Annotated in this window: 20 protein-coding genes; 10 read left to right on the top strand and 10 right to left on the bottom strand. The window is 70.6% G+C overall.

Annotated elements, in window-relative coordinates; translation table 11 throughout:
- Positions 1-14: 14 nt before the first annotated feature.
- From ISP_RS33705 to ISP_RS33690, 4 genes are read right to left on the bottom strand one after another with little or no spacing between them, the layout of a single operon-like run.
- Positions 15-413 (bottom strand): ChaB family protein, encoded by a 399-nt coding sequence (locus ISP_RS33705; protein ID WP_013228348.1) that lies wholly within the window; start codon positions 411-413, stop codon positions 15-17.
- The gene (locus tag ISP_RS33700; RefSeq protein WP_014467487.1) at positions 413-3,376 is read right to left on the bottom strand and encodes an FAD-binding and (Fe-S)-binding domain-containing protein; all 2,964 of its coding nucleotides are present in this window, start codon (positions 3,374-3,376) and stop codon (positions 413-415) included. The genes ISP_RS33705 and ISP_RS33700 overlap by 1 nt, the downstream gene beginning before the upstream one ends.
- Positions 3,377-3,393: 17 nt before the next feature.
- Entirely contained in the window at positions 3,394-4,494 is a 1,101-nt protein-coding gene (locus tag ISP_RS33695; RefSeq protein ID WP_013228346.1) for an enolase C-terminal domain-like protein, read from the bottom strand.
- Positions 4,491-6,284 carry a thiamine pyrophosphate-requiring protein gene (locus tag ISP_RS33690; RefSeq protein WP_013228345.1) on the bottom strand — a complete coding sequence of 598 codons (1,794 nt, stop codon included), beginning with the start codon at positions 6,282-6,284 and terminating at the stop codon, positions 4,491-4,493. Before ISP_RS33690 ends, ISP_RS33695 begins: the two co-directional genes overlap by 4 nt.
- Before the next feature lie 200 nt (positions 6,285-6,484).
- Here ISP_RS33690 and ISP_RS33685 point away from each other — a divergent pair, with 200 nt between their 5' ends.
- Positions 6,485-7,552, top strand: coding sequence for an FUSC family protein (locus tag ISP_RS33685; protein WP_230468487.1), 1,068 nt, complete (start codon positions 6,485-6,487; stop codon positions 7,550-7,552).
- 88 nt (positions 7,553-7,640) lie between these two features.
- On the opposite strand, the gene ISP_RS33680 is transcribed toward ISP_RS33685, so the two are convergent.
- From ISP_RS33680 to ISP_RS33670, 3 genes are all read right to left on the bottom strand, one after another.
- A complete protein-coding gene (locus tag ISP_RS33680) occupies positions 7,641-9,101 on the bottom strand; it encodes an aldehyde dehydrogenase family protein (RefSeq protein WP_013228343.1) in 1,461 nt (486 codons plus the stop codon).
- Between the two features lie 72 nt (positions 9,102-9,173).
- Positions 9,174-10,292 (bottom strand): L-dopachrome tautomerase-related protein, encoded by a 1,119-nt coding sequence (locus tag ISP_RS33675; protein ID WP_013228342.1) that lies wholly within the window; start codon positions 10,290-10,292, stop codon positions 9,174-9,176.
- Between the two features lie 174 nt (positions 10,293-10,466).
- Entirely contained in the window at positions 10,467-10,904 is a 438-nt protein-coding gene (locus tag ISP_RS33670; RefSeq protein ID WP_013228341.1) for a PPOX class F420-dependent oxidoreductase, read from the bottom strand.
- A gap of 128 nt (positions 10,905-11,032) precedes the next feature.
- On the opposite strand from ISP_RS33670, the gene ISP_RS33665 reads away from it, so the two are divergent.
- A complete protein-coding gene (locus ISP_RS33665) occupies positions 11,033-11,983 on the top strand; it encodes a zinc-binding dehydrogenase (RefSeq protein ID WP_230468486.1) in 951 nt (316 codons plus the stop codon).
- 184 nt (positions 11,984-12,167) lie between these two features.
- On the opposite strand, the gene ISP_RS33660 is transcribed toward ISP_RS33665, so the two are convergent.
- Entirely contained in the window at positions 12,168-12,899 is a 732-nt protein-coding gene (locus tag ISP_RS33660; RefSeq protein ID WP_013228339.1) for a GAF and ANTAR domain-containing protein, read from the bottom strand.
- A 707-nt stretch (positions 12,900-13,606) separates the two neighbouring features.
- Between ISP_RS33660 and ISP_RS33655 the strand changes: the two genes are divergently transcribed.
- The 7 genes from ISP_RS33655 to ISP_RS33625 all read left to right on the top strand — a co-directional run bounded on the left by ISP_RS33655 (position 13,607) and on the right by ISP_RS33625 (position 18,028).
- Entirely contained in the window at positions 13,607-14,743 is a 1,137-nt protein-coding gene (locus tag ISP_RS33655; protein ID WP_013228338.1) for a glutathione-independent formaldehyde dehydrogenase, read from the top strand.
- 31 nt (positions 14,744-14,774) lie between these two features.
- Positions 14,775-14,936 (top strand): zinc ribbon-containing protein, encoded by a 162-nt coding sequence (locus tag ISP_RS33650; protein ID WP_014467486.1) that lies wholly within the window; start codon positions 14,775-14,777, stop codon positions 14,934-14,936.
- 198 nt (positions 14,937-15,134) lie between these two features.
- Positions 15,135-15,257, top strand: a complete 123-nt coding sequence (locus ISP_RS33645) for a hypothetical protein (RefSeq protein ID WP_014467485.1) — start codon at positions 15,135-15,137, stop codon at positions 15,255-15,257.
- Positions 15,258-15,343: 86 nt separating this feature from the next.
- On the top strand, positions 15,344-16,351 hold the full coding sequence (locus ISP_RS33640; protein ID WP_014467484.1) for a molybdopterin oxidoreductase family protein: 1,008 nt from the start codon (positions 15,344-15,346) through the stop codon (positions 16,349-16,351).
- On the top strand, positions 16,348-16,830 hold the full coding sequence (locus ISP_RS33635) for a hypothetical protein (protein WP_013228336.1): 483 nt from the start codon (positions 16,348-16,350) through the stop codon (positions 16,828-16,830). The genes ISP_RS33640 and ISP_RS33635 overlap by 4 nt, the downstream gene beginning before the upstream one ends.
- A gap of 24 nt (positions 16,831-16,854) precedes the next feature.
- Positions 16,855-17,262: a hypothetical protein gene (locus ISP_RS33630; RefSeq protein ID WP_230468485.1), complete on the top strand. Its 408-nt coding sequence runs from the start codon at positions 16,855-16,857 to the stop codon at positions 17,260-17,262.
- Between the two features lie 82 nt (positions 17,263-17,344).
- Positions 17,345-18,028 carry a DUF6766 family protein gene (locus tag ISP_RS33625; protein WP_013228334.1) on the top strand — a complete coding sequence of 228 codons (684 nt, stop codon included), beginning with the start codon at positions 17,345-17,347 and terminating at the stop codon, positions 18,026-18,028.
- An 88-nt stretch (positions 18,029-18,116) separates the two neighbouring features.
- On the opposite strand, the gene ISP_RS33620 is transcribed toward ISP_RS33625, so the two are convergent.
- Positions 18,117-18,359, bottom strand: a complete 243-nt coding sequence (locus ISP_RS33620) for a hypothetical protein (RefSeq protein ID WP_013228333.1) — start codon at positions 18,357-18,359, stop codon at positions 18,117-18,119.
- A 334-nt stretch (positions 18,360-18,693) separates the two neighbouring features.
- On the opposite strand from ISP_RS33620, the gene ISP_RS33615 reads away from it, so the two are divergent.
- Positions 18,694-19,134: an OsmC family protein gene (locus ISP_RS33615; RefSeq protein ID WP_013228332.1), complete on the top strand. Its 441-nt coding sequence runs from the start codon at positions 18,694-18,696 to the stop codon at positions 19,132-19,134.
- Positions 19,135-19,440: 306 nt separating this feature from the next.
- Here the strand turns inward: ISP_RS33615 and ISP_RS33610 are convergent, their stop codons facing one another.
- Positions 19,441-20,877 (bottom strand): PP2C family protein-serine/threonine phosphatase, encoded by a 1,437-nt coding sequence (locus tag ISP_RS33610; RefSeq protein WP_014467483.1) that lies wholly within the window; start codon positions 20,875-20,877, stop codon positions 19,441-19,443.
- Positions 20,878-20,882 lie beyond the last annotated feature (5 nt).

The raw sequence follows: 20,882 nt of genomic DNA, 5'->3' as shown, positions 1-20,882 counted from the left end.
TTCTGCGGCTCGGTTCACTTCCGCGCTCGTGCGGTCTCGCGACGGCTCGCCTTCTCCAAGGCAGCGACGAGTTCTTCCTTCGACATCCGGGAGCGGCCGGGGACGCCGAGCTGCTTGGCCCGCTCGTAGAGGTGCGCCTTGCCGGCGCGGGCGTCGACGCCGCCGCGGGTCGGCCGCTCGCGCTGCTCTGCGCCGCCGGCGGCCTGGTCGTCGGAGGGGCCGCGGCGTTGTTTCGGTTCCCAGTGGTCGCCGACCTTTTCGAAGGAGTGCTTGAGAGCGGCATAAGCGGTTTGCTGTGCTCGGCGCCCTCGTCCGTATGTCTCGAGGGCGGAGTCGTGCGCGGCGACCCAGGTGTCCTGGGCCTTGCGCGGCGAACGCAGCAGCGTCGAGGGCAGATCGTCTCGTCCGGGCATCAGTTTTCCTTTCGCTCGAGTGCGGAGGCCAGCAGTTCGGCGAGGTGGTGGCCGTCGTGGCCGCCGAATTCGCGGACCTGGGTGCGGCAGCTGAAGCCGTCGGCCAGCAGCGTCGTGCCCGGGTCGGCGTCGCGGACGCGAGGCAGCAGGACGCGTTCGGCACAGGCTTTGCTGACGTCGAGGTGACCCTTCTCGAAGCCGAAGTTGCCGGCGAGGCCGCAGCACCCGGAGTCGAGCCGTTCGACGTCGACGCCGGCGGCCTCCAGCAGTTCGAGGTCGTTGTTCCAGCCCATGACGGCGTGCTGGTGGCAGTGGACCTGCGCGATGGCCCGCCCGCCGGCCCGGGGCGGCCGGTAGCCGGGGGAGTGATCGGTGAGCAGCTCGGCCAGGGTGACGGTCTGCCGGCCGAGGCGGCGGACGTCGTGGTCGCCGGGGAAGAGTTCCAGGGCGTCCGCCCGGAACACGGCGGTGCAGCTGGGCTCCAGGCCGAGCACGAGCCCGCCGTCGCGCAGGTGGGGCGCCAGGTGCCGCACAGTGCGCGCCAAAACTCGTTTCGCGACGCGGAGCTGGCCGGTGGAGATCCAGGTGAGCCCGCAGCAGATCGGCTCGGTGGGCATGGTGACGCGCCACCCGGCGTCCTCGAGCACCCGGACGGCGGCTCGGCCGACGTGGGGGTGGAGGTGGTTGGTGAAGGTGTCCGGCCACAGCAGCACGGTGCCCCGGGCGCCCGAGCCGGTGGCTTCCCGGCGGGCGAACCACTGCTGGAGGGTCTGCGCGGCGAACCGCGGAATCTCGCGGTTTTCGATTCCGGCCGCGAGCGTGGCCAGCCGCGACAGGCCGCGGGTGTGGCTGAGCGCGTTGACCAGCCGTCCGGCGCGCAGCTTGCCGATGACCTGGGCGATGGCGGGCAGCCAGCCCATCGTGTAGTCCGAGCGTGGCCGCCGCCACGGGCGGCCCGCGTAGTGATGGCTGAGGAACTCCGCTTTGTACGTCGCCATGTCCACATTGGCCGGACAGTCGGTCTTGCAGCCCTTGCAGGCCAAGCACAGGTCGAGGGCCTCGCGGACTTCGGTGGAGCGCCAGCCGTCGGTGATCGGGCCGTCCCCGTGGCCGTCGAGCATCTCGAACAGCAACCGGGCGCGGCCACGGGTGGAGTGCTCCTCTTCGCCGGTGACCTGGTACGACGGGCACATCACCTGCCCGCCGCTGGTCTCGTGCTGACGGCAGCGGCCGACACCGACGCAGCGGTTGGCGGCTTCGGCGAACGACCCGCCGTCGTGCGGGAAGCGGAAGTGCAGGTGCTGCGGGTCGGCGGGAGACCAGGTGCTGCCCAGCCTCAGGTTCTCGTCGAGTCGATAGGGAGCGACGACCTTGCCGGGGTTCATCCGGTCCTCGGGGTCGAAGATCGCCTTGAGCTTGCCGAACGCGGTGACGATGTCGTCGCCGAACATCTTCGGCAGCAGTTCGCCGCGGCTCTGGCCGTCGCCGTGTTCGCCGGAGAACGAGCCGCCGAATTCGGCGACGAGGTCGGCGGCGCGTTCCATGAACCGGCGGTAGGTGGCGACGCCGTCGGCGGTGTAGAGGTCGAACGGGATGCGGGTGTGGACGCAGCCTTGGCCGAAGTGGCCGTAGAGACTGGGCCCGGTGTCGCCGGCGTAACCGAACTCCTGGTACAGCTCGTTCAAGCGCCGCAGGTAATCGCCGAGCTTCCCGGGCGGGACGGCGGAGTCCTCCCAGCCTTCGAAGGTGTCGGCCTTGCCCGGCACGTGGGCCGTCGCGCCGAGGCCGGCTTCGCGGACCTGCCAGAACTCCTTCTCGCGGGCGGGGTCGTCGAGGAAGGAGACGTCGGCCTCGTGCTCGGTCTCGTGCAGCGCGTCGAGCATGCGGTGGGCCTGGCGCTCGACGTCCTCGCTGGTTTCCCCGCCGAACTGGACCATCAGGAACGCGCGGCCTTCGGGCAGTTCGGTGAGGGCTTTCGGGTTGAGGTGCTTGACCTGCTGGTCGCGGATGAGCTTGTGGTCGACGCCTTCCAGGGCGATCGGGTCGTGCGGGAGGATGGCCGGAACGGCGTCCGCGGCGGTGGCGATGTCCGGGTAGCCGAGCACCACGAGGGTGCGTTCCGGCAGCACGGGCACGAGTTCGAGCTCCGCGCGCAGCACGGTGACCAAAGTGGACTCGCTGCCGACGAGCAGCCCGGCGACGTCGAAGTGGTGCTCGGGCAGCAACGAGTCGAGGTTGTAGCCGGACACGCGGCGGGGAATGTCGGGGTAGCGGCGGCGGATCTCCTCGGCGTAGTCGTCGCGCAGGTGCCGCAGCTGCCGGTAGATCGCAGCACGCGGATCGCCGCGGCGCTCGATCTCCGCGTAGTCCCCGTCGGTGGTTTCGCCGCACCAGAACCGGGTTCCGTCGTGAAGCAGGACTTCGAGGCGGGCGATGTTGTCGACGACCTTGCCGGTGCGCTGCGCGGTGGCGCCGCAGGAGTTGTTGCCGATCATGCCGCCGAGAGTGCAGTTCATGTGCGTGGCCGGTTCCGGCCCGAACCGCAGTCCGGTGTCGGCGAGCTGCCGGTTCAGCTCGTCGAGCACGATGCCGGGCTGCACGACGCAGGTGCGGGCCTCGGTGTCCACGGACTCGATGCGGGTGCAGTACTTGGACCAGTCCAGGACCACGGCGGCGTTGGTGCACTGGCCGGCCAGGCTGGTGCCGCCGCCGCGGGAGAGCACCGGCGCGCCGAACTCGCGCGCCACCGCGACGGCGTCGGCCGCGGCCTCGGGGGTGCGCGGCAGGACGACGCCGATCGGCACCTGCCGGAAGTTGGACGCGTCGGTCGAGTAGGCGGCCCGGCTGCCCCGGTCGAACCGCACTTCGCCGTCGACGCGCTCGCGCAACGCGGCCGCCAAACCGTCGACGTCCACCGGCGGACGCAGGTCCGGCCGGAACACCGGGGCGGGCAGGTCGGTCATGGCCACAGAGGTCTCCTTCACACTCGGTACTTCGCCGCGGCGTCCCGGCGGAACTCCAGGCCGAGGCCGGGGACGGACCGGTCGGGGGCGACGGTTCCGCCGGCGGGGTCGAGGCAGCCGTCGAAGAACTCGCGCTCGATGCGGTCGTGGTCGGCGAACCACTCGATGTGCCGGAAGTTCGCCGTGGCCACGCCGGCGTGCGCGGACAGGTTCGGGGCGCAGTGCGCGGAGACGTCCCGGTTCGCCGCGGCGGCGACCGCGGTGGCCCGCCGCCATTCGGTGAAGCCGCCGCAGCGGGTGACGTCGATCTGCAGGCAGTCCACCACGGGCACCATCCGGGCGAAGTAGGGCAGGTCGTAGCCGTACTCCCCGGCGGCGATGTCCGGCCCGCCGGGCACCCGCACCGCGGCGAGGCCGGCGAGGTCGTCACTGGAGACCGGTTCTTCGAACCAGGTGACCCCCTGTTCGCGCAGCGGCTCCACGAGCCGCCGGGCCTGGCCGACGGTGTAGCCGCCGTTGGCGTCGACGTACAGCGCGACGCCGTCGCCGACGGTGCGGCGGGCCAGCCGGACCCGTTCGAGGTCGCGCTCGACGTCGGTGCCGTGGCGCTCGCCGATCTTGATCTTCACCCGCGGAATGGCCTGTTCGTGCACCCAGCACCCGAGCTGTGCGGTGAGCTCGGGGGCGCTCATCGAGGTGAAGCCGCCGCTGCCGTAGACGTCGACCCGCTCGTGGACGCGGCCGAGCAGGCCGGCGACCGGCACGTCGAGCCAGCGGGCGGCGGCGTCCCACAGCGCGACGTCCACCGCCGACATCGCGCACGAGACGAGGCCCGGCCGCCCGAGGTTGCGGATTTCGCGTTGCATCGCCGTCCACGCCGCGGGTACGTCGAGCACGGGGCGTCCGGTCACGACCGGTGCGAGCTTGCCGGCGATGAGCGGCACGCAGGCGGCGTCGGCGTAGGTCCAGCCCAACCCGCGCACCGGTCCGGCGGTCACCTCGGCCACCACGATCGTGGTGGACTCCCAGCTCAGGGTGCCGTCGGCTTCCGGCGCCGGGGTGGGAACCCGGTAGGCGCCCGCCTCGACGCCGTCGACCGCCGGAGGGCCGTCCGTCATGACCGGCCGCGCGGGAGGAACTCCTGCAGCTTCGTCTTCACCCCTTGGACGACCAGGTGGAACGCCTCGGGATCGCCCTTGAGGATCGCCTCGGTCATCTCCTTCATCTGCTCGAAGGTGGCGTGCGGCGGGATCGGCGGCATCTCCGGGTCACAGCGGACGTCGAGCACCGCGGGCCGGTCCGCGCCGAGCACCCGGTCCCAGGCCGAGCCCAGCTCGGCCGGGTCGTCGACGGAAACCGCTTCCAAGCCGAGCGAGCGGGCGAAACCGGCGTAGTCGACGTCCGGCAGGGTCTGGGATTCCTCGAACTTGGGGGCGCCGCCCATCGCGCGCAGCTCCCAGGTGACCTGGTTGAGGTCGTTGTTGTGGAAGACGCAGATCACGAGGCGCGGGTCGCTCCACAGGGTGTGGTAGCGCGCGATGGTGATCAGCTCGGCGAGGCCGTTCATCTGCATGGCGCCGTCGCCGACGAGGGCGATCACCGGCCGGTCGGGGTGGGCGAACTTGGCGCCGATGGCGTACGGGACGGCCGGGCCCATGGTGGCCAGGGTGCCCGACAGCGACCCGCGGATGTCGCCGCGGATGCGGAGGTTGCGGGCGTACCAGTTGGTGGAGGAGCCGGAGTCCGCGGTGACGATGGCGTTCTCCGGGATCCGCTTCGACAGCTCGGAAACGATCGCCATCGGGTTGACCGGCTTCGCCTCAAGCGCGGCCTGGCGCTCCATCGTCTCCCACCAGCCGGCGACGTTCTTCTCGATCGTCTCTCGCCAGGAACGGTTCGCTTTGCGTTCCAGTTTCGGCAACAGCGCCCGCAGGGTGGCGGCGCTGTCGCCGACGAGGTTGACCTCGGTGGGGTAGCGCATCCCGATGAACTTGCCGTCGAGGTCGATCTGTACCGCGCGGGCCTGGCCGAAGTCGGGCAGGAACTGGGTGTAGGGGAAGTTCGAGCCGACGATCAGCAGGGTGTCGCAGTCGCGCATCAGCTCATAGCTGGGCCGGGTGCCGAGCAGCCCGATGGAGCCGGTGACATAGGGCAGTTCGTCGGAGAGAACGTCCTTGCCCAGCAACGCCTTCGCGACGCCCGCGCCGGTGATGTCCGCGAGCTCCCGCACCTCGGCGGCCGCGTCGCGGGCACCTTGGCCGACGAGGACGGCCACCTTTTCGCCCGAATTCAGGATTTCCGCCGCGGCGGCCATGTCGGCTTCCGGTGGAACGGGCCGAGGCCACGAGGTGTTTGGCGGGCTGGAGGGCACCTGCTTGAACGCGTGCTTCGGCGGGGTGTACTCCGCGTCCTGCAGATCGGACGGGATGATCAGTGCCGTCGGCGCGCGGGACGCCTCGGCGGTGCGCATCGCCCGATCTAGGGCGTTGGGCAGCTGCTCCGGGACGTTGACCTCGACGAGGTACTCGCTCGCGACGTCCTTGTAGAGCGCCTGGAGGTCGACTTCCTGCTGGTAGCTGCCGCCCATGGCACTGCGCCCGGTCTGCCCGACGATCGCCACCACCGGAACGTGATCCAGTTTGGCGTCGTAAAGCCCGTTGAGCAGGTGGATCGCACCGGGCCCGGAGGTCGCCATGCACACGCCTGGTTTACCGCTGAACTTGGCGTACCCGACGGCTTCGAAAGCGGCCATCTCCTCGTAGCGCGCCTGAACGAACCGCGGGACGTTGTCCGCCCTGCCGAACGAGGCGACGATACCGTTGATGCCGTCGCCGGGGTAGGCGAACACCTGCTCGACACCCCACTCGCGCAAGCGCTGCAGCAGGTAGTCGCCGACGGTCTGAGCCATGCCGTTCCTCCGTCCTCGGGCTGCCTTCACGGGCTACCCGGTGCTTCGCGATCTACACCCGGGTGACGGTCGGTGTCGTCGCCGGTCCGACGGCGATCGGTGTAGCGGCCTGAACGTCGGGGTAGCCAGTCGGCACGTGCGAAAGGAGCTGCTGAGTCGACTGCGCACAGAGGCCGCCGACACCGGTGAGGAGGAGCGCGATGCGAGGGATGGCTCGCGCCGTGGCCGGGAGGTTCCGGCGGGCGCGCTGGTCGGTGCTGCAGACCGCGGTCGCCGTCAGCGTGTCGTGGTTCGTCGCGCACGACCTGCTGGGCCACCCGCAACCGTTCTTCGCCCCGATCGCCGCTGCGGTGTCGTTGTCGGCCAGCGACGTCCTGCGCGGGCAGCGCGCCGTGCAGCTGATGAGCGGCGTGGCGCTGGGCATCCTGCTCGGCACGGCCGTCGAAGCGGTCGCCGGAACAGCCGCGCCGGCGTTCGCGGTCGCCGCGCTGCTGGCGATGTACGCGGCCCTCGCCTTCGGCGGTGGGCCGTTCGGCCAGGGGCTGATGTTCGTCAACCAGACCGCGGCGTCGGCGATCCTCATCCTGGCGCTGCACCGGCCGGGCTCGGGCACCGAACGCCTGGTGGACGCGCTCATCGGCGGCGGTGTCGTGGTGGTGATCGGCGTCCTGCTGGTGCCCGCCGACCCGCACCGGCTCCTCGACGACGCCGCTCGGGGCGTGTTCGCGGCGGTGCGGGACGCGCTGGCGGACCTGCGGGACGAGGTCGCCGAAGGCCGACGTGACCAGGACCCCGACCGGGAGCTCGCGCTCGGGCAGCGCATCCACAGCCGGCTGGCCGCGCTGACGCAGGCACGGGGCACCGCACGCCAGGTGGTGCTCGTGGCGCCGCGCCGGTGGCGGTCGCGGCAGTCGGTCCACCGCGCGATCGCCCGCAGCAAGTACCTGACCCTGTACGCGAACGCGGCGCTGAGCCTGGTCCGCGTCGCCGGGGCGGCCCTCGCGTCCGGGGAGGAGCTGCCGCGGACGCTGCGGGAGGCCGTGGCCGAATTGGCCGACGCCTGTGCGGTACTGGCCGACGGCGGCAGCGCGGCCGAAGCGCGGGCGGCCGCCGAGCGGGCGGTGCGGCTGCTCGACCCGGCCGAACACCCGGGCACCGGCTACCGCGGGCCGGCGGTTTACGCGGCCCGGGCCTGCGCCCGCGACCTGCTGGCCGCACTCGGGCCGGCCGAGGACGACCGCCGCGTGCGCCCGTCACCGGCGCGGTGAGGCCTGGCTGCGGTCACCGTGCTCTGGCCGGGCAAGCGGGGCGGCGGGCACCCTCGACCGGGCGGGCCCAGGCGGTCACCTCCAGCGCTCAGAGCTGTGGCCGGCTTTGCTCGTCCCGCACCGTGACCCACTGCCAGCGGGTGAACTCGTCGAGGTTGACGAAGGAGCCGAAGCGGCTGCTGCCGCCGGAGTCGCCTATCCCGCCGAAGGGCGCGATGGTTTCGTCGTTGACGGTCTGGTCGTTGACGTGCACCATCCCGGCGTGCAGCCGGTCGCCGACCGCCCGGGCCCGGGCGGCAGATCCACTGTGGACACCGGCGACGAGCCCGTAGGGCGTGGCGTTGGCCAGGCGGACCGCTTCGTCGTCGTCGGTGAAGGTGGTGACGACCGCGACTGGTCCGAAGATCTCTTCGGTGAACGCGGGCATGTCCGGGGTGACGCCGGCGAGGACCGTCGGGCGGACGAACAGGTCGTCCCGGCGACCGCCGGCCACGACCTTCGCGCCGGCCTTGGCGGACCGCTCGACGACGGACTCGATGTGCTCGGCCTGGCTGGAGTTGATGACCGGCCCGAGGTCGACGTCTTCGCGGGGATCGCCGACCCGCAGGCCGTCGGCGATGCGCGTCAGTTCTTCGACGTAGGCGTCGGCGATCTTCTCGGCGACCAGGTGCCGGCCCACCGCCATGCAGACCTGGCCCTGGTGGACGAAGCTGCCGAACGCGCCCGCGGCCGCGGCGGCCGGGACGTCGGCGTCGGCGAGCACGACGAAGGCGTTGTTGCCGCCGAGTTCGGAGACGAACTTCTTGAACCCGCCGGCCGCGGCCTTGGCCAGCTCACGCCCGACCGGGGTCGAGCCGGTGAAGGAGATCATGTCGATGTGCGGGTCCTCGGCCACGGCGTTGCCCAGCTCGCTGCCCTTGCCGGGCAGCATGTGCAGCACGCCCGGGGGCAGGCCGGCCTCCTCGAACAGCCTGGCGATGACCACACCGCAGCAGATCGCGGTGTCGCTGGCCGGCTTGAGCACGACGGCGTTCCCGGTCGCCAGGGCCGGGGCGACGGACCGCATGGCGAGGATCAGCGGGAAGTTCCACGGCGCGATCACCGCGACCACGCCGAAGGGAACGCGCCGGGCGATGCTCGTGCGGTCGGGCTGGGTGGTGGGGAGCAGCGTGCCCCACGGCGCGCTCGCCAGCGACGCGGCCTCGTGCAGCTCGTCGAGGGTGAGGTTCAGTTCGAGTTCGACGGCGGTGGTCGTCTTCCCGGCTTCGCGGGTGAGCCAGCCGGCGATCTCGTCGCGGTGCTGTTCGAACAGGGCCGCGGCGCGGCGGAGAACGGCGGCGCGTTCCCGGTAGCCGGCGTGGGCCCAGTCCTGCGCTTTCCCGGCCGCCGCGGCCGCGGAGCGAGCAAGATCGTCGGCGGTGGCCGTGCCGACCTGGCCGAGTTCGTCGCCGGTGGCGGGTTCGGTCGAGGCCGCCGCCCCGCCGGTGCGCGTCCACTCGCCGGTGAACACCTTGCCGGACCAGCGGTCCCGTTCGTCGAGCAGTCCCACGTCCTGTCCTCTCCTGGCGGGTATGTCGGGTCGGCTACCCGGGCGCCGGACCGGCAAACGCGGGCGCCCGGCTCACCGCAAGGTGACCGGCCCGGCGTCGATCGGGGTCCGGAACAGCACGTAGGGCGGCTGCCGTTCGTCCTTGCCGCCGCGGTACTTGTCCTGGCGGTGCAGCTGGTTGGCGGTGACGTAGAGGTGGCCGTCGGCGGCGACGGACATCGTGTCGGGCCACAGCAGCCGCGGGTCGTGGACAACGGTTTCCCAGTGACCGTCGGGGTGCCGGCGGTGGATCGCGTTGTGCTCGCCATCGGTGACGTAGAGGCGGCCCCGGTCGTCGGTTTCCATGCCGTCGCCGGCCGCGCCCTTGTCGCCTTCGTCGCGGACGGTGGCGCCGATGGCGTCGTCGTCGAGCCCGGCGTCCCAGAGGGCGTCGGTCGAGACGCTCCACCAGCGCCGGGACGCCAGGCAGCAGTAGTACAGCCGGTCGCCGTCGGCGGAGATGGCGATGCCGTCGGCGCCCATCTTCACCGGACTCGTCGAGCCGTCTTCGCCGCGTTCGAGGAACTCCTGGCCTTCGACGACCATGCGGAGGGCGGGTGGGGTGAGCGCCTTGGTGCTGGGGTGGTCGTGCAGGCGACGCCAGGACTCGCCGGTGGCCAGGTCGACCACGATGATCCCGTTCGGGCCCTGATCGGAGGAATCGGTGATGTACGCGGCACCGCCGTCCCCGCGGCGCAGGTCGAACCGGACGTCGTTGAGGTACGTCGAGGGCAGCGCGACGTCCTCGGGGAACAGGATCGTCTGGACGACCTCGTCGCGGTCGAGGTCGACGCAGACGAGCTTGGGTCCGCCGTGGGCGGTGGGGCGGAACAGTGGACTGCCGGTGTCGAGGATCCACAGCCGGTCGGCGGGGTCGACGACGATGCTCTGCACCGAAACCAGCGCGTCCGGGTCGGCGTCGCCGTCGTTGTCGTTGACCGCCTGGCTCGGGTAGGGCACCAGTTCGCCCTCGCGGATTTCCGCGACCGTGAAGCGGACGTCGTCACCCCACTTGGGGAAGTTGACGAAGATCCGGCCGCGGTGGGACACACTCACCCCGGTCGGCATGGCTCCGGTGAACCGGTGCACGACCTCCAGGGAGCCGGCAGGCAGGTCGGTGGCCAGGTCCGAGGTGCTTTCGGGAAGGGACATGCGGACCGCTTACCCGGGTGAGGCGCGGTCACACTTCCGGGCGGGGCGGTCCGGCTTGTCCGCTCGGCCGGGTCACGGTTCGCCGGACGGCCGTTCGGTCATGGCGTCCTCCGATGGCCGGATCGAACGAGTTCCGGGCTCCCCGAGGGTGGAGACCCGACCGGGTGGTGCCCGTCAGTCGGCGATGCCCTTGCCCTGGTCGATGTAGGTCTGCCGTTCCGGGGTCACGCGCAGGATGACCCGCTCGGACTTGATGTTGTCCGGTGGGTAGTCCTCGCCGGTGTACTTGCGGGAGAGCTGATCGACCTGGCGGCGGGCCCGTTCGCCGTTCTCGACGCCGGTCACCTTCCCGCGGACCTCGGCGTAGCGGTAGGGGTTTTCCTCGTCGCGGATCAGCACGGTGATCCGGGGGTCGCGTGCGACGTTGTGGGCCTTCGCACGGTGGGTTTCGGTGTTGAGCACGATCTCGCCGTCTTCGACGTGCACCCAGATCATCTGGGTCTGCAGCCGTCCGCTGGGCAGCACGGTCGTGACCGCCGCGAAGTTCTTTCCGGTGGCCAGTTCCTCGGTTTCGGCCATCAGTTCCGGGCCGTCCGCGGTACGTGCGGGCACAGCGACTCCTTCCAAGCGGGACGGCGCGCGCTACGCCGCTCTGAGCGGCTACCCGGACGACCGGGCCGCAAACCGCCGCCAACGGGTGGCGCTCGTTTCTCCGGGCCCGCACCGGGTACGTGGGGAAGATGTCTGTGCAAGCTGTGGTGATGGCGGAGTTCGGCGGCCCGGACGTCCTGACGCTGCGCGAGGTCGATCGGCCCGAACCGGGACCGGGCGAGATCCTCGTCCGGGTCCTCGCGTCGGGGACGAACCCGGTGGAGGCGAAGATCCGGCAGGGGGTGGCGATCCCGGACCTCGAGCTGCCCGCGGTCCTGGGCGGTGACGTCTCGGGCGTCGTGGAGGCGGTGGGCCCCGGCGTGAAGGAATTCGCCGAGGGCGACGAGGTGTTCTACACGCCGGAGATGGCGTCGCGCTCGGGCAGCTACGCCGAGCTGAACGTCGTCGCGGCGGCCATCGTGGCGCCCAAGCCCGGTGGGCTGAGCCACGTGGAGGCGGCGGCGATCCCGCTGGCCGGTGGCACGGCGTGGGAGGCGGTCGTTCGCCGGCTGGCGGTGCGTCCCGGCGAGACGGTGCTGGTGCACGCCGGCGCGGGCGGGGTCGGTACGTTCGCCGTGCAGTTCGCGATCGCCGCCGGGGCGCGGGTGCTGGCCACGGCCGGTCCGGACAACCAGGACCTGCTGCGCGAGCTCGGTGCGGTGCCGGTCGATTACCACGAGGCCGATCCGGTCGAGGTGGCGCTGGAGCACACCGGTGGCACCGAGGTGGACGCGGTGCTCGACCTCGTCGGTGGGGAGAACCTCGTGAAGAGCTGCGCGGCGACCCGCGCGTTCGGCCGGATCGCGACGGTGCTGCCGCCCAAGGGCGAGCTGGGCCCGCTGTACCAGCGGAACCAGCAGCTGCACGGAATCTTGCTCACCCGGGAACGTCGGCGGCTGGAGGAGCTGACGCCGGTGTTCGAGCGACGTCAGGCGCGTCCCGTCGTCGAAGAGGTGCTGCCGCTCGAGCAGGTGCGCAAAGCGCACGAACGGCTCGATTCCGGGCACGGCCGGGGAAAGACGATCCTCGACCTCACCTGAGTGGCGGGATTGTCGCGGGATGCGTTGAGGCCTGGTCCATTGTGGTCGCGCGCTTGGCCCCGCAAGCGCCGGGCGGGGGAAAGGCGGCGCGGCGGATGCCGGAGTGTTCGTTTCCAGATCGACGTAGGTGACGCGTTCAGTGCGGGGCCGGGTGCCGGGGAAACGGCGGCCGGGTAGCGGCTGCTCAGGGCGTGCCGGTGGCGTGGTTGACGAATTCGGCGGCCACGTCGCGGAGTTTGCGGTTCTCCCGCTGGGACTGTTCGACCAGCAGGGTGAAGGCCTCGTCGGCGCTGATCTGCCGGATCGCCATGAGGATGCCCTTGGCCTGGTCGATCACGGCGCGGGTCTGCAGGGCGGTACGCAAGTGCTCGGCGGTGCGCCGGGCCTGCAGATAGCGGGAGAAGACACGCAACGTGGCGGTGGCGGCGCTGGTGTAGAGGTCGAGCAGTTTCTCGTCGAGCTCGGCGAAGCCGTCGTGGTGACCGCTGTAGCAGTTCACCGCACCGGAGTGCCCGTCGACGACGACCAGCGGCGCGGAGAGAAAACTCCCGAACCCGGCGGCGCCCGCGTCGCGGGCGAAAACAGGCCAGGTGCCGGCGGCTTCCGCGACCGAGACGCGCACGAGCTTGCCCGTTTCCGCGGCCCGGATGCAGGGTCCGTCGCCGGTGGCGTACTGGTCGTGATCGAGCGCGGTGACGACGTCGCTGGTGCTGGCGACGGTCGAGGGGTGGTGGTCGGTCAGCAGGGTGACGGTGGCCTCGTCGACCCCGGGCACGGCCTTGACGACCTGCTCGCACATCCGGTGCAGGAGGACCGCGAAGTCGTCCTCGGTCGCCAGGGTGGTGGTCAGGGAATCGAGCGCGCCGGTGACCTCGTCGAGTACCGCGGGCCATCGCTGGTCATGGAGGGATTGCATGGTGTGCTTCGCCTTCCTCGGTGGGTTGGAGCTGAAGGTGCCCCATGACGGGCCCACTGCTGGACGAGGAGGGCGAGATCCTTCGGCGGTCGCGCGATGCCGTTGTGCTGCGGAGGTGACGTGCCACCGGATCGGCACGCGCGAGGAACCCCGGCGACCGGATCGTATCGCGGATCACGGAGTGCCGTCCCGATCGGCGTCCGAGTCACCTTGACCGCACCGCGCGACCTCCGCCACGTGCGTGAACGGCGGCCGGGAAGGTGGCCCTGTCTGCTCAAGGCCGCGCCGCGGACCGTCCTGGTCACGTGCGGCGGGCCGGGCACCGCAGCTGCCCGGCCGTTGCCCGGCGTCGGCGTGGACCCGAGCATGGCGCGCAGGACACCGCCGTTGCGGAGGCGGCGCCGGCGGTTTGGAGCACGCGGGCCGGGTGGTGACCCGGGACAGTCACCACCCGGCCGGGAACCGAAGCGTTGCCGCCCTGCTGCGGACCGGCTCCGGAAGCTCGAGAGACCGATACCCGGCTTCGGCCTGGCTACACGTCGGCGCGTCGCCACTCCGCCAAAAGAGGTACAGCTGCCTTTTCGTCCCCCGCGTCGGGTGATCGCGATATGTGTCGCATGGCCGAGCGTCGAGCGGCTGTCCGGGGTTACCGCTCCCCGGCGACGGGTAGCCGCGGGCCGAGACCTACTCGTGAGCGAGGAGCCGAGATGAAGGCAGTGGTGTACCAAGGACCGCGCAGCGTCGAGGTGCGTGAAGTCCCGGAACCGAAGATCGAGCAGCCGGCCGACGCGATCGTCAAGATCACCACGACGAACATCTGCGGGTCGGACCTGCACATGTACGAAGGCCGCACGAACGTCGAAGAAGGCAAGATCCTCGGCCACGAAAACATGGGCTTCGTCGCCGAAATCGGGTCCGGGGTCACCCGGATCAAGGTCGGTGACCGGGTGTCGGTGCCGTTCAACATCGCCTGCGGGACCTGTCGCAACTGCCTCGAGGGCTGGACGTCGTTCTGCCTGCGCGCCAACCCCACCGAGGGAGTCGACGGTGCCGCCTACGGCTACGCGAACATGGGCCCATATGACGGTGGTCAGGCGGAGTACCTGCGCGTGCCGTGGGCGGATTTCAACCTGCTGGAGCTGCCCGGGGGCACCGAGCACGAGAACGACTTCACCATGTTGTCGGACATCTTCCCGACCGGCTGGCACGGCACCGAGCTGGCCGGGATGCGTCCCGGTGACCGGGTCGTGGTGTTCGGCGCCGGGCCGGTCGGGCTGCTGGCCGCGCACAGCGCGGTGATCCGGGGTGCGGCCGAGGTCTACGTCGTGGACAAGGAACGTGACCGGCTGGCCATGGCCGAGAAGATCGGCACCATCCCGATCGACCTGTCCGAGGCCGACCCCGTCGAGCAGATCATGGCCGCGACCGGCGGCGCGGGCGCCGACTGCGGCGTCGAGGCGGTGGGCTACCAGGCGCACGACCACACCGGCGAAGAGCACCCGGAGCTGGTGCTGGACAACCTGGTCAAGACGGTGCGTTCGACCGGCGGCATCGGCGTGGTCGGGGTGTCCCTGCCGGACGACCCGGGCGCGGCGAACGAACTGGCCAAGCACGGCCGGATCGCCTTCGACTACGGCAGCCTCTTCATGAAGGGCCAGCACATGGGCACCGGCCAGGCCCCGGTCAAGCGCTACAACCGGCAGCTGCGCGACCTCATCATCACCGGGAAGGCGAACCCGTCGTTCCTGGTCTCGCACGAGCTGCCGCTGGATCAGGCCGCGGAGGGCTACGAGAAGTTCGACCACCGCGACGACGGCTGGACCAAGGTCCTGTTGCGACCGTGACTCGAAGCCCAACTGGAGAAAGGGAATCGCGATGACCGCGAAAGCCGGGGAGAAGGCACAGAAGACCGGGGAGTTCCACTGCGCGAAGTGCGGTGAGAAAGTCTCGGTCAAGCAGGGACACAAGATCCCCAAGTGTCCCCATGGACACACCGAATTCGGCAGCCGTACCGAAGAGCCCGGCAACAAGTCGTGAGCGCCGGCCTCGGTGGTCGCGACCTGGTTGGATGGCATGTTCGACACTTCTGGGGCGGCCTGCCGATGTTTGCGCGTGGTTCAGCCGGGTAGCCGCCGTTCGCGATCGGCTGCCGGTGGGGAAGTCACCGGTGCTCGTGCGGGCGAACGACAGCTCGCCGGCGAGCGTGTGCCGCGCGCTGGTGAACGGAGGTCAGTCATGGACGTCAAGCAGATCGAGTCCGTGCCGGAGGACGCACCGCGACCGGTGGGCACGACGGAGGCCGTGATCGAGGATGGCGCCGCGGAACTGGAACCCACCATCGTCCTGGGACGCGAATGAAGCAAACGCGGGCGCGCCCTCGGCGGCTCGCGGCCGGAAGGGTGCCTGAAGGTCATTCGACGACCCAGGAGCGGCTTTTCCTCGTCGTGCAGGATGCTTTCCGCACCGAGACCGCTGAGCTCGCCGACGTTGTGCTGCCGGCGGCGATCTGGGGCGAGAAGACCGGCACGTTCACCAACGCCGACCGCACGGTGCACCTGTCGGAGAAGGCTGTCGAGCCGCCCGGGCAGGCTCGGCCGGACCTGGACATTTTGCTCGATTACGCCCGCCGGATGGACTTCCGCGACAAGGACGGCGCGCCGCTGCCGCGGTGGCACGACGCCGAGTCCGCGTTCGAAGCATGGAAACGCGCGTCGGCCGGGCGGCCGTGCGGCTACTCCGGGCTCAGCTACGCGAAGCTGCGGACGACCAGCGGCGTGCAGTGGCCCTGCACCGACGAGCATCCCGACGGCACCGAACGGCTCTACACCGACGGGAAGTTCTTCGCCCAGCCCGGCTACTGCGAGAGCTACGGGCGTGACCTGGTCACCGGCGCGCCGATGGAGCCCGATGAATACCGGGCGATGAACCCGGACGGCAAGGCCATGATCAAGGCGGCCGAGTACCTGGAACCGCAAGAGGCTCCGAGCGACGAGCACCCGTTCGCGTTGATCACCGGGCGGACGATCCATCACTTCCACACCCGGACCAAGACCGCTCGCGCGCCGCAGCTGCAGGCGGCGGCTCCGGAGTCGTGGGTTGAGGTGTCCGATGTGGACGCGAAGCGGCTCGACCTGCACGAGGGCGACTGGGCGGAGATCACCACGCCGCGCGGACGGGCCCAGGCCCGCGTTCGGGTCGGCGGCATCCGCGAAGGAGTGCTGTTCCTCCCGTTCCACTACGGCTACTTCGACACCGACGACCCCACCGGCCGCGACGGTGACCGCGCCGCGAACGAACTCACGCGGACCGACTGGGACCCGGTGTCCAAACAGCCGTTGTTCAAGACGGCCGCGGCCGCGATCCGCCGCGCCGGCTCCAGCCTCGACACCGTGAAGGCGCCCGGCGGTCACACTCGTGTCGAGGAAGACCTCGAGCCAGGAGGGAACCGGTGAAACTCGGTCTGGCGATCCGCGAACTGCACCGGTCGGAGACGTCGCTGGCGAAAGACCTGCTCAAGGTCGCTGACCGGCACGTCGCCGAGCACGAGGTGCATCACGTCGCACACGATCTGGCCCGGTGGTCGCAGGCCCATGTCCGTGATCTGGCCGACGCTGCCCGCGCGTACGACGTCCACCTCTCGGGCGATGCCCCGACGCCGTCGAAGCCGGTGGAGGCGATCCGAGCGACGGTGGCCGAGCTGAGCGGACGCCGGCCGGAAACCGGCGTGCTCCTGCTCGCCGATCTGCGGCGGCTGCACCGCAAGGCAGCCGGTGTCTCCCTCGACTGGGAACTGCTCGCCCAAGGTGCGCAGGCCATCAAGGATCCGGACCTGCTGGCCCTCGCCGGCCGTTGTCACCCGCAGACGCTCAGGCAGCTGAAATGGACCAACGCGATGCTGAAGATCCTGTCTCCGCAGGTGCTGGCCAGCTGATGGTGAATACGACATCTTGATCGAGTGTCAGCCTTCGAATTCCGGGTATCCGCCATCATGATCAAGCTCGTCGCGACCCTCGGTGCGCTGGCGGCAGTGACCGGCTGTTCCGCCGCGGACAGCTCGTCGGCCGGCCAAGCAGCGCAGAAGTTCATCACCGCGGTGGCCGACGGCGGTACGTCAGCGTGTGCCCTGCTGGCACCGCGTGCGCGCGACGGCCTCGGTGCTGCCGGTTGCGGCCCGGGCTCACCGGTTGATCAGGTCCCACGCGGCGAGGTCACCGCCACGGTTGTCTGGGGCGACGAAGCCCAAGCTCGCTCGGCAGCCGACACGCTGTTCCTGCACGAGTTCCCGGACGGCTGGCGAGTCACCGGCGCCGGGTGCCGGCCTCGGAACGAGCAGGTTTACGACTGCCTGGTCGGTGGGCGATGAGGGCCCGCGCGATGTTCGCCGGGTATCTGGTGCTCGTGATCGCCGGTCTCGTGTACTTCGTCGTCATCGGGGTGCTCGGACGATGAGCGGCTTGCGCACCTTCGTCCGGCACAACGGCCTTTCCCTCGGCTTCGGCGGGCTGTTCCTGCTGAGCCTCGCCGGCCAGGCATTGTCCGGGATGGCCGATTTCAACGACCGGCAGCTCGCGCACGGCGTCGACCCGGTCGGACTCGGCAGCTACCTGACGTCCTCGTCGTTTGCCGTGGACGTTGCGGAGAACTGGCAGTCGGAGTACCTGCAGTTCTTCTTGTACGTCTTCGCGACCGTGTGGCTGGTGCAGCGCGGCTCGCCGGAATCGAAGCCGCTGAGCCGGATCGGCACCGAAAGCGACGAGGATCAGCTCCTCGGGCGGCACGTGCAGCCCGGTTCGCCGAAGTGGGCGAAGGCCGGCGGGTGGCGGACTGCGGTGTTCGCGCGCTCTTTGGCTTTGGTGATGGGGGGCATCTTTCTGCTGTCGTGGCTGGCGCAGTCGGTCGCCGGAGTCGCGGCGTACAACGCCGAGCAGCTGAGCGACTTCGGGGACCCGGTGTCGTGGCCGGAGTATCTGGTGTCGTCGGACTTCTGGAACCGGACGCTGCAGAACTGGCAATCGGAGTTTCTGGCCATCGGTTCGATGGCGGTGTTGAGCGTGTACCTCCGGCAACGGGGTTCGCCGGAATCGAAGCCGGTCGGTGCTCCGCATGGCGTCACCGACGAGTCCGGCTGAAGCCGACGTCGACTCACGGGACTCACCGAAAGCCGGAGTCAAGTCTCGTCGTCCCCGCCGGCCGGGCGGGGACGACGAAACCATCGATTCACGACACTGCCGGGCCGGATTCTGAACTACCGGACAGTTCCTTCAGGAATTCGTGGCACTGCTTGGCTCGCGCCGAGTCGTCCTCCATCACCTTGCGGAAGAAGTCGGCGATGTCCTGCCGGCCCGCGTTGTCGGCGTCGCGCACGTACTGGCCGTAGTCGTGGCCTGCCTTCAGTGAGTGGTACTGCACCGACACAAGGTCGAAGGTGACGTCGTCGAATCCGGTTTCTCCGGTAGCCACGAGTATCTCCCATCGCTGCGCTGCTGGCTGACTGCGGCCGGTTGTCACCGCTCGCGTGGAGTACCCGGCACACGTCGATCGATACATGGCTGTGTCGCGAAGTGGAAAACAGTGCAGATAGGCCGGCAAAGTTCGATGACCACGGGTTCCGTGCTTGCCGGCGCGCAGATGGCTGAACATCGAGACGTAGGTGTGAGCAGGCGGTGCCCGGGTACCAGGAAACGGTTCCCGTTTCAACGAGGCACTCGGCCCCCGGTGCAACTGCTGCTCACGTCCGGCGACGGCAGCTACGTGTCCGACGTGCGCGTCGCCGGCATGACCACCGGAGGGTGCGATGGCGCAGGACATCTACACGGCGGAGGCGACGTCGAGCCGCGGCAGTGTCCGCATCGACGGGCGAGGCGATCTCGCCTACCCAGTGGGTGAGCCCGGCGGTGACGGCACGGCGGACCCGCTGAACCCGGAACGGCTCTACGCCGCGGCGCTGGCCACTTGCCTGCACCAGTCGCTGACGATCGCCGCGACGTCGCTGGACGTGGAGCCGGGCGAAAGCGTGGTGACCGCGGAGGTCACCCTGACCGCCCGTGGTGACGGCGGTTACGAGTTGCGTGCGGTGGTCCGTGTCCACCTGCCGGGCGCGAGCACCGACTCGCTGTACGACGCCGTCACCCGTGAGGCACTGCGGTTGTGCCCGCTCGTCGGGAGCCGGATCGCCGTCATCCTCGACCGTGAGTTCCAGCACCACAGCGGTCCCGCCGACCCCGGGCAGAACTGATCGCCGGACTATCCGTCCTGTTCGGACAGCCGACGCGACCGCGGAGGTGGTCTTCGACGCCGAGCCGTCCGAAGAGGACGCGACCGATCAGCATTACGCCGAGGACACCGGATCTCCGCCGACGTCCCCGGTCCGGAACAAGTCGTGGGTTCGGTACGACATGTTCCGAGCGAGACCGGGGGACACACCGGCTTCGACGGACAACACCCGAACGGCCCAGCGTGTGCCGCGGTGCCCGACGACGAGGGTGCGGTTCCGTTCTGCCGTGCGGGTCCGGCCGGGTCCCGGCGATGCTGAGGGAGCCGCTCAGAACCATCCGGATGACGTTCTGTCGCCGAAGGGACGCAGCAGCAGAACACTGGCGTCGTCGGCCAGCCGGCCGTTCGCGTGGGCGAGCACCGCCTGGGTGATCCGCCGGGCGGCTTCGGGCAGCAGCCGGGCGGGCACGTCGTGTTCGAGCACCCGCGCCAGCCCGGAGAACCCGAAGGCGCGCCCTTCGTGGTCGCAGGCGCCGGTGACGCCGTCGGTGTAGAGCGCCACGACGTCCCCGCGTCGCAACTGCTCTTCGGCGGGGACCCGATCCGTCCGCGACCCGAACGGCGGGGCGGGATCGCCGGTCCGGAGTTCGGTCACCGTGCCGTCCCGCAGCAGCGCCGGGCCGGGGTGGCCGGCGGTCACGTGGGCGAGCCACCCGGTCGCGACGTCGAACCGGCCGATCACCCCGGAGACGCCGTGGCCGCCGGACGAGCTGATCGCTTCGTCCACGGCGTGGGCCTGCTCCGGCAGGCCCTGCCCGTCGCGGCGGGCGGCGCGGTAGGCCGCCAGCGCGACCGCCGCGGCCGGCGCGCCCGCGCGTTCGCGGGTGCCGGCGTCGAAGATCGCGAACGACACCGTCGTCTCCGACAGGGCGTAGTCGAACACGTCGCTGGTGGTGCCGTAGGCCGGTTCGGTCGCCGCGGCCACGGTCACCGTCTGCGTGGCGGCGGTCAGCGGGGGCAACGCCGTCCAGAGCAGCTCGGTGGCCGGACCGCGGTGTTCGCGTCGCCGGACGCGGTCGAGACCGTCGCCGTACTGCGTGGTGATGGTGACCAGGTGACCGAACAGGTAGGCCAGCCACCGGCACTGGTCGCGCAGGACGGGGTCGTGCGGATCCGTGCCGTCGGTGGGTTCGGCCTCGAGCACCCCGAGCCGTTCCACCCCGTCCAGCAACGGCGCCCACAGGCGGGGTTCGCCCGCCTCGGCGGTGACGACGACGTCGCCGCGCCGGAACGCTTCGCCGGCCGGGGTGGAGTCGATCTCGAGGGGCTCGCGGCCGCCGGGCACCGGTACGAGGGTGCGTTGGGCGTAGTCGGCGAGGTAGACCCCGACCCGCAGACCGACAGCTCGCCCGGCGGCGTCCATGAGGAACGGCAGCCGTTCCGGGGGCGCGCGGTGGGCGCCTTCGAGCAGCTCGACCAGCGCCGCCAACGGCCCGCTGACGGGCTGCGTCTGGCGGACGGGCCGGCTGTAGGGGACCCGGTCGCGGCCGAAGAGCTCGTCCAGGCGTTCGTTGACCGCGTGGGCCAGCATGTCGCGCTGCACTCCGGGCAGCGGCATGGCTCCGTTGAGGTAGGCGTCGAGCTCGAACAGGTCGACCGCGCCGCCCAGGGCGAAGTAGCGCATCCAGAGCTGTTCCATGGTGAGATCGGCGCGCGCGAAACACCGGACGAGCCGGTGCCGCTGTTCGTCTTCCGTACCTGTCATGTCCG

Origin of the sequence: Amycolatopsis mediterranei (assembly GCF_026017845.1) — a bacterium.
Taxonomy (GTDB): domain Bacteria; phylum Actinomycetota; class Actinomycetes; order Mycobacteriales; family Pseudonocardiaceae; genus Amycolatopsis; species Amycolatopsis mediterranei.
Note: the sequence above shows the minus strand (reverse complement) of the source record. Positions and strands in the feature narration are given on the sequence as shown.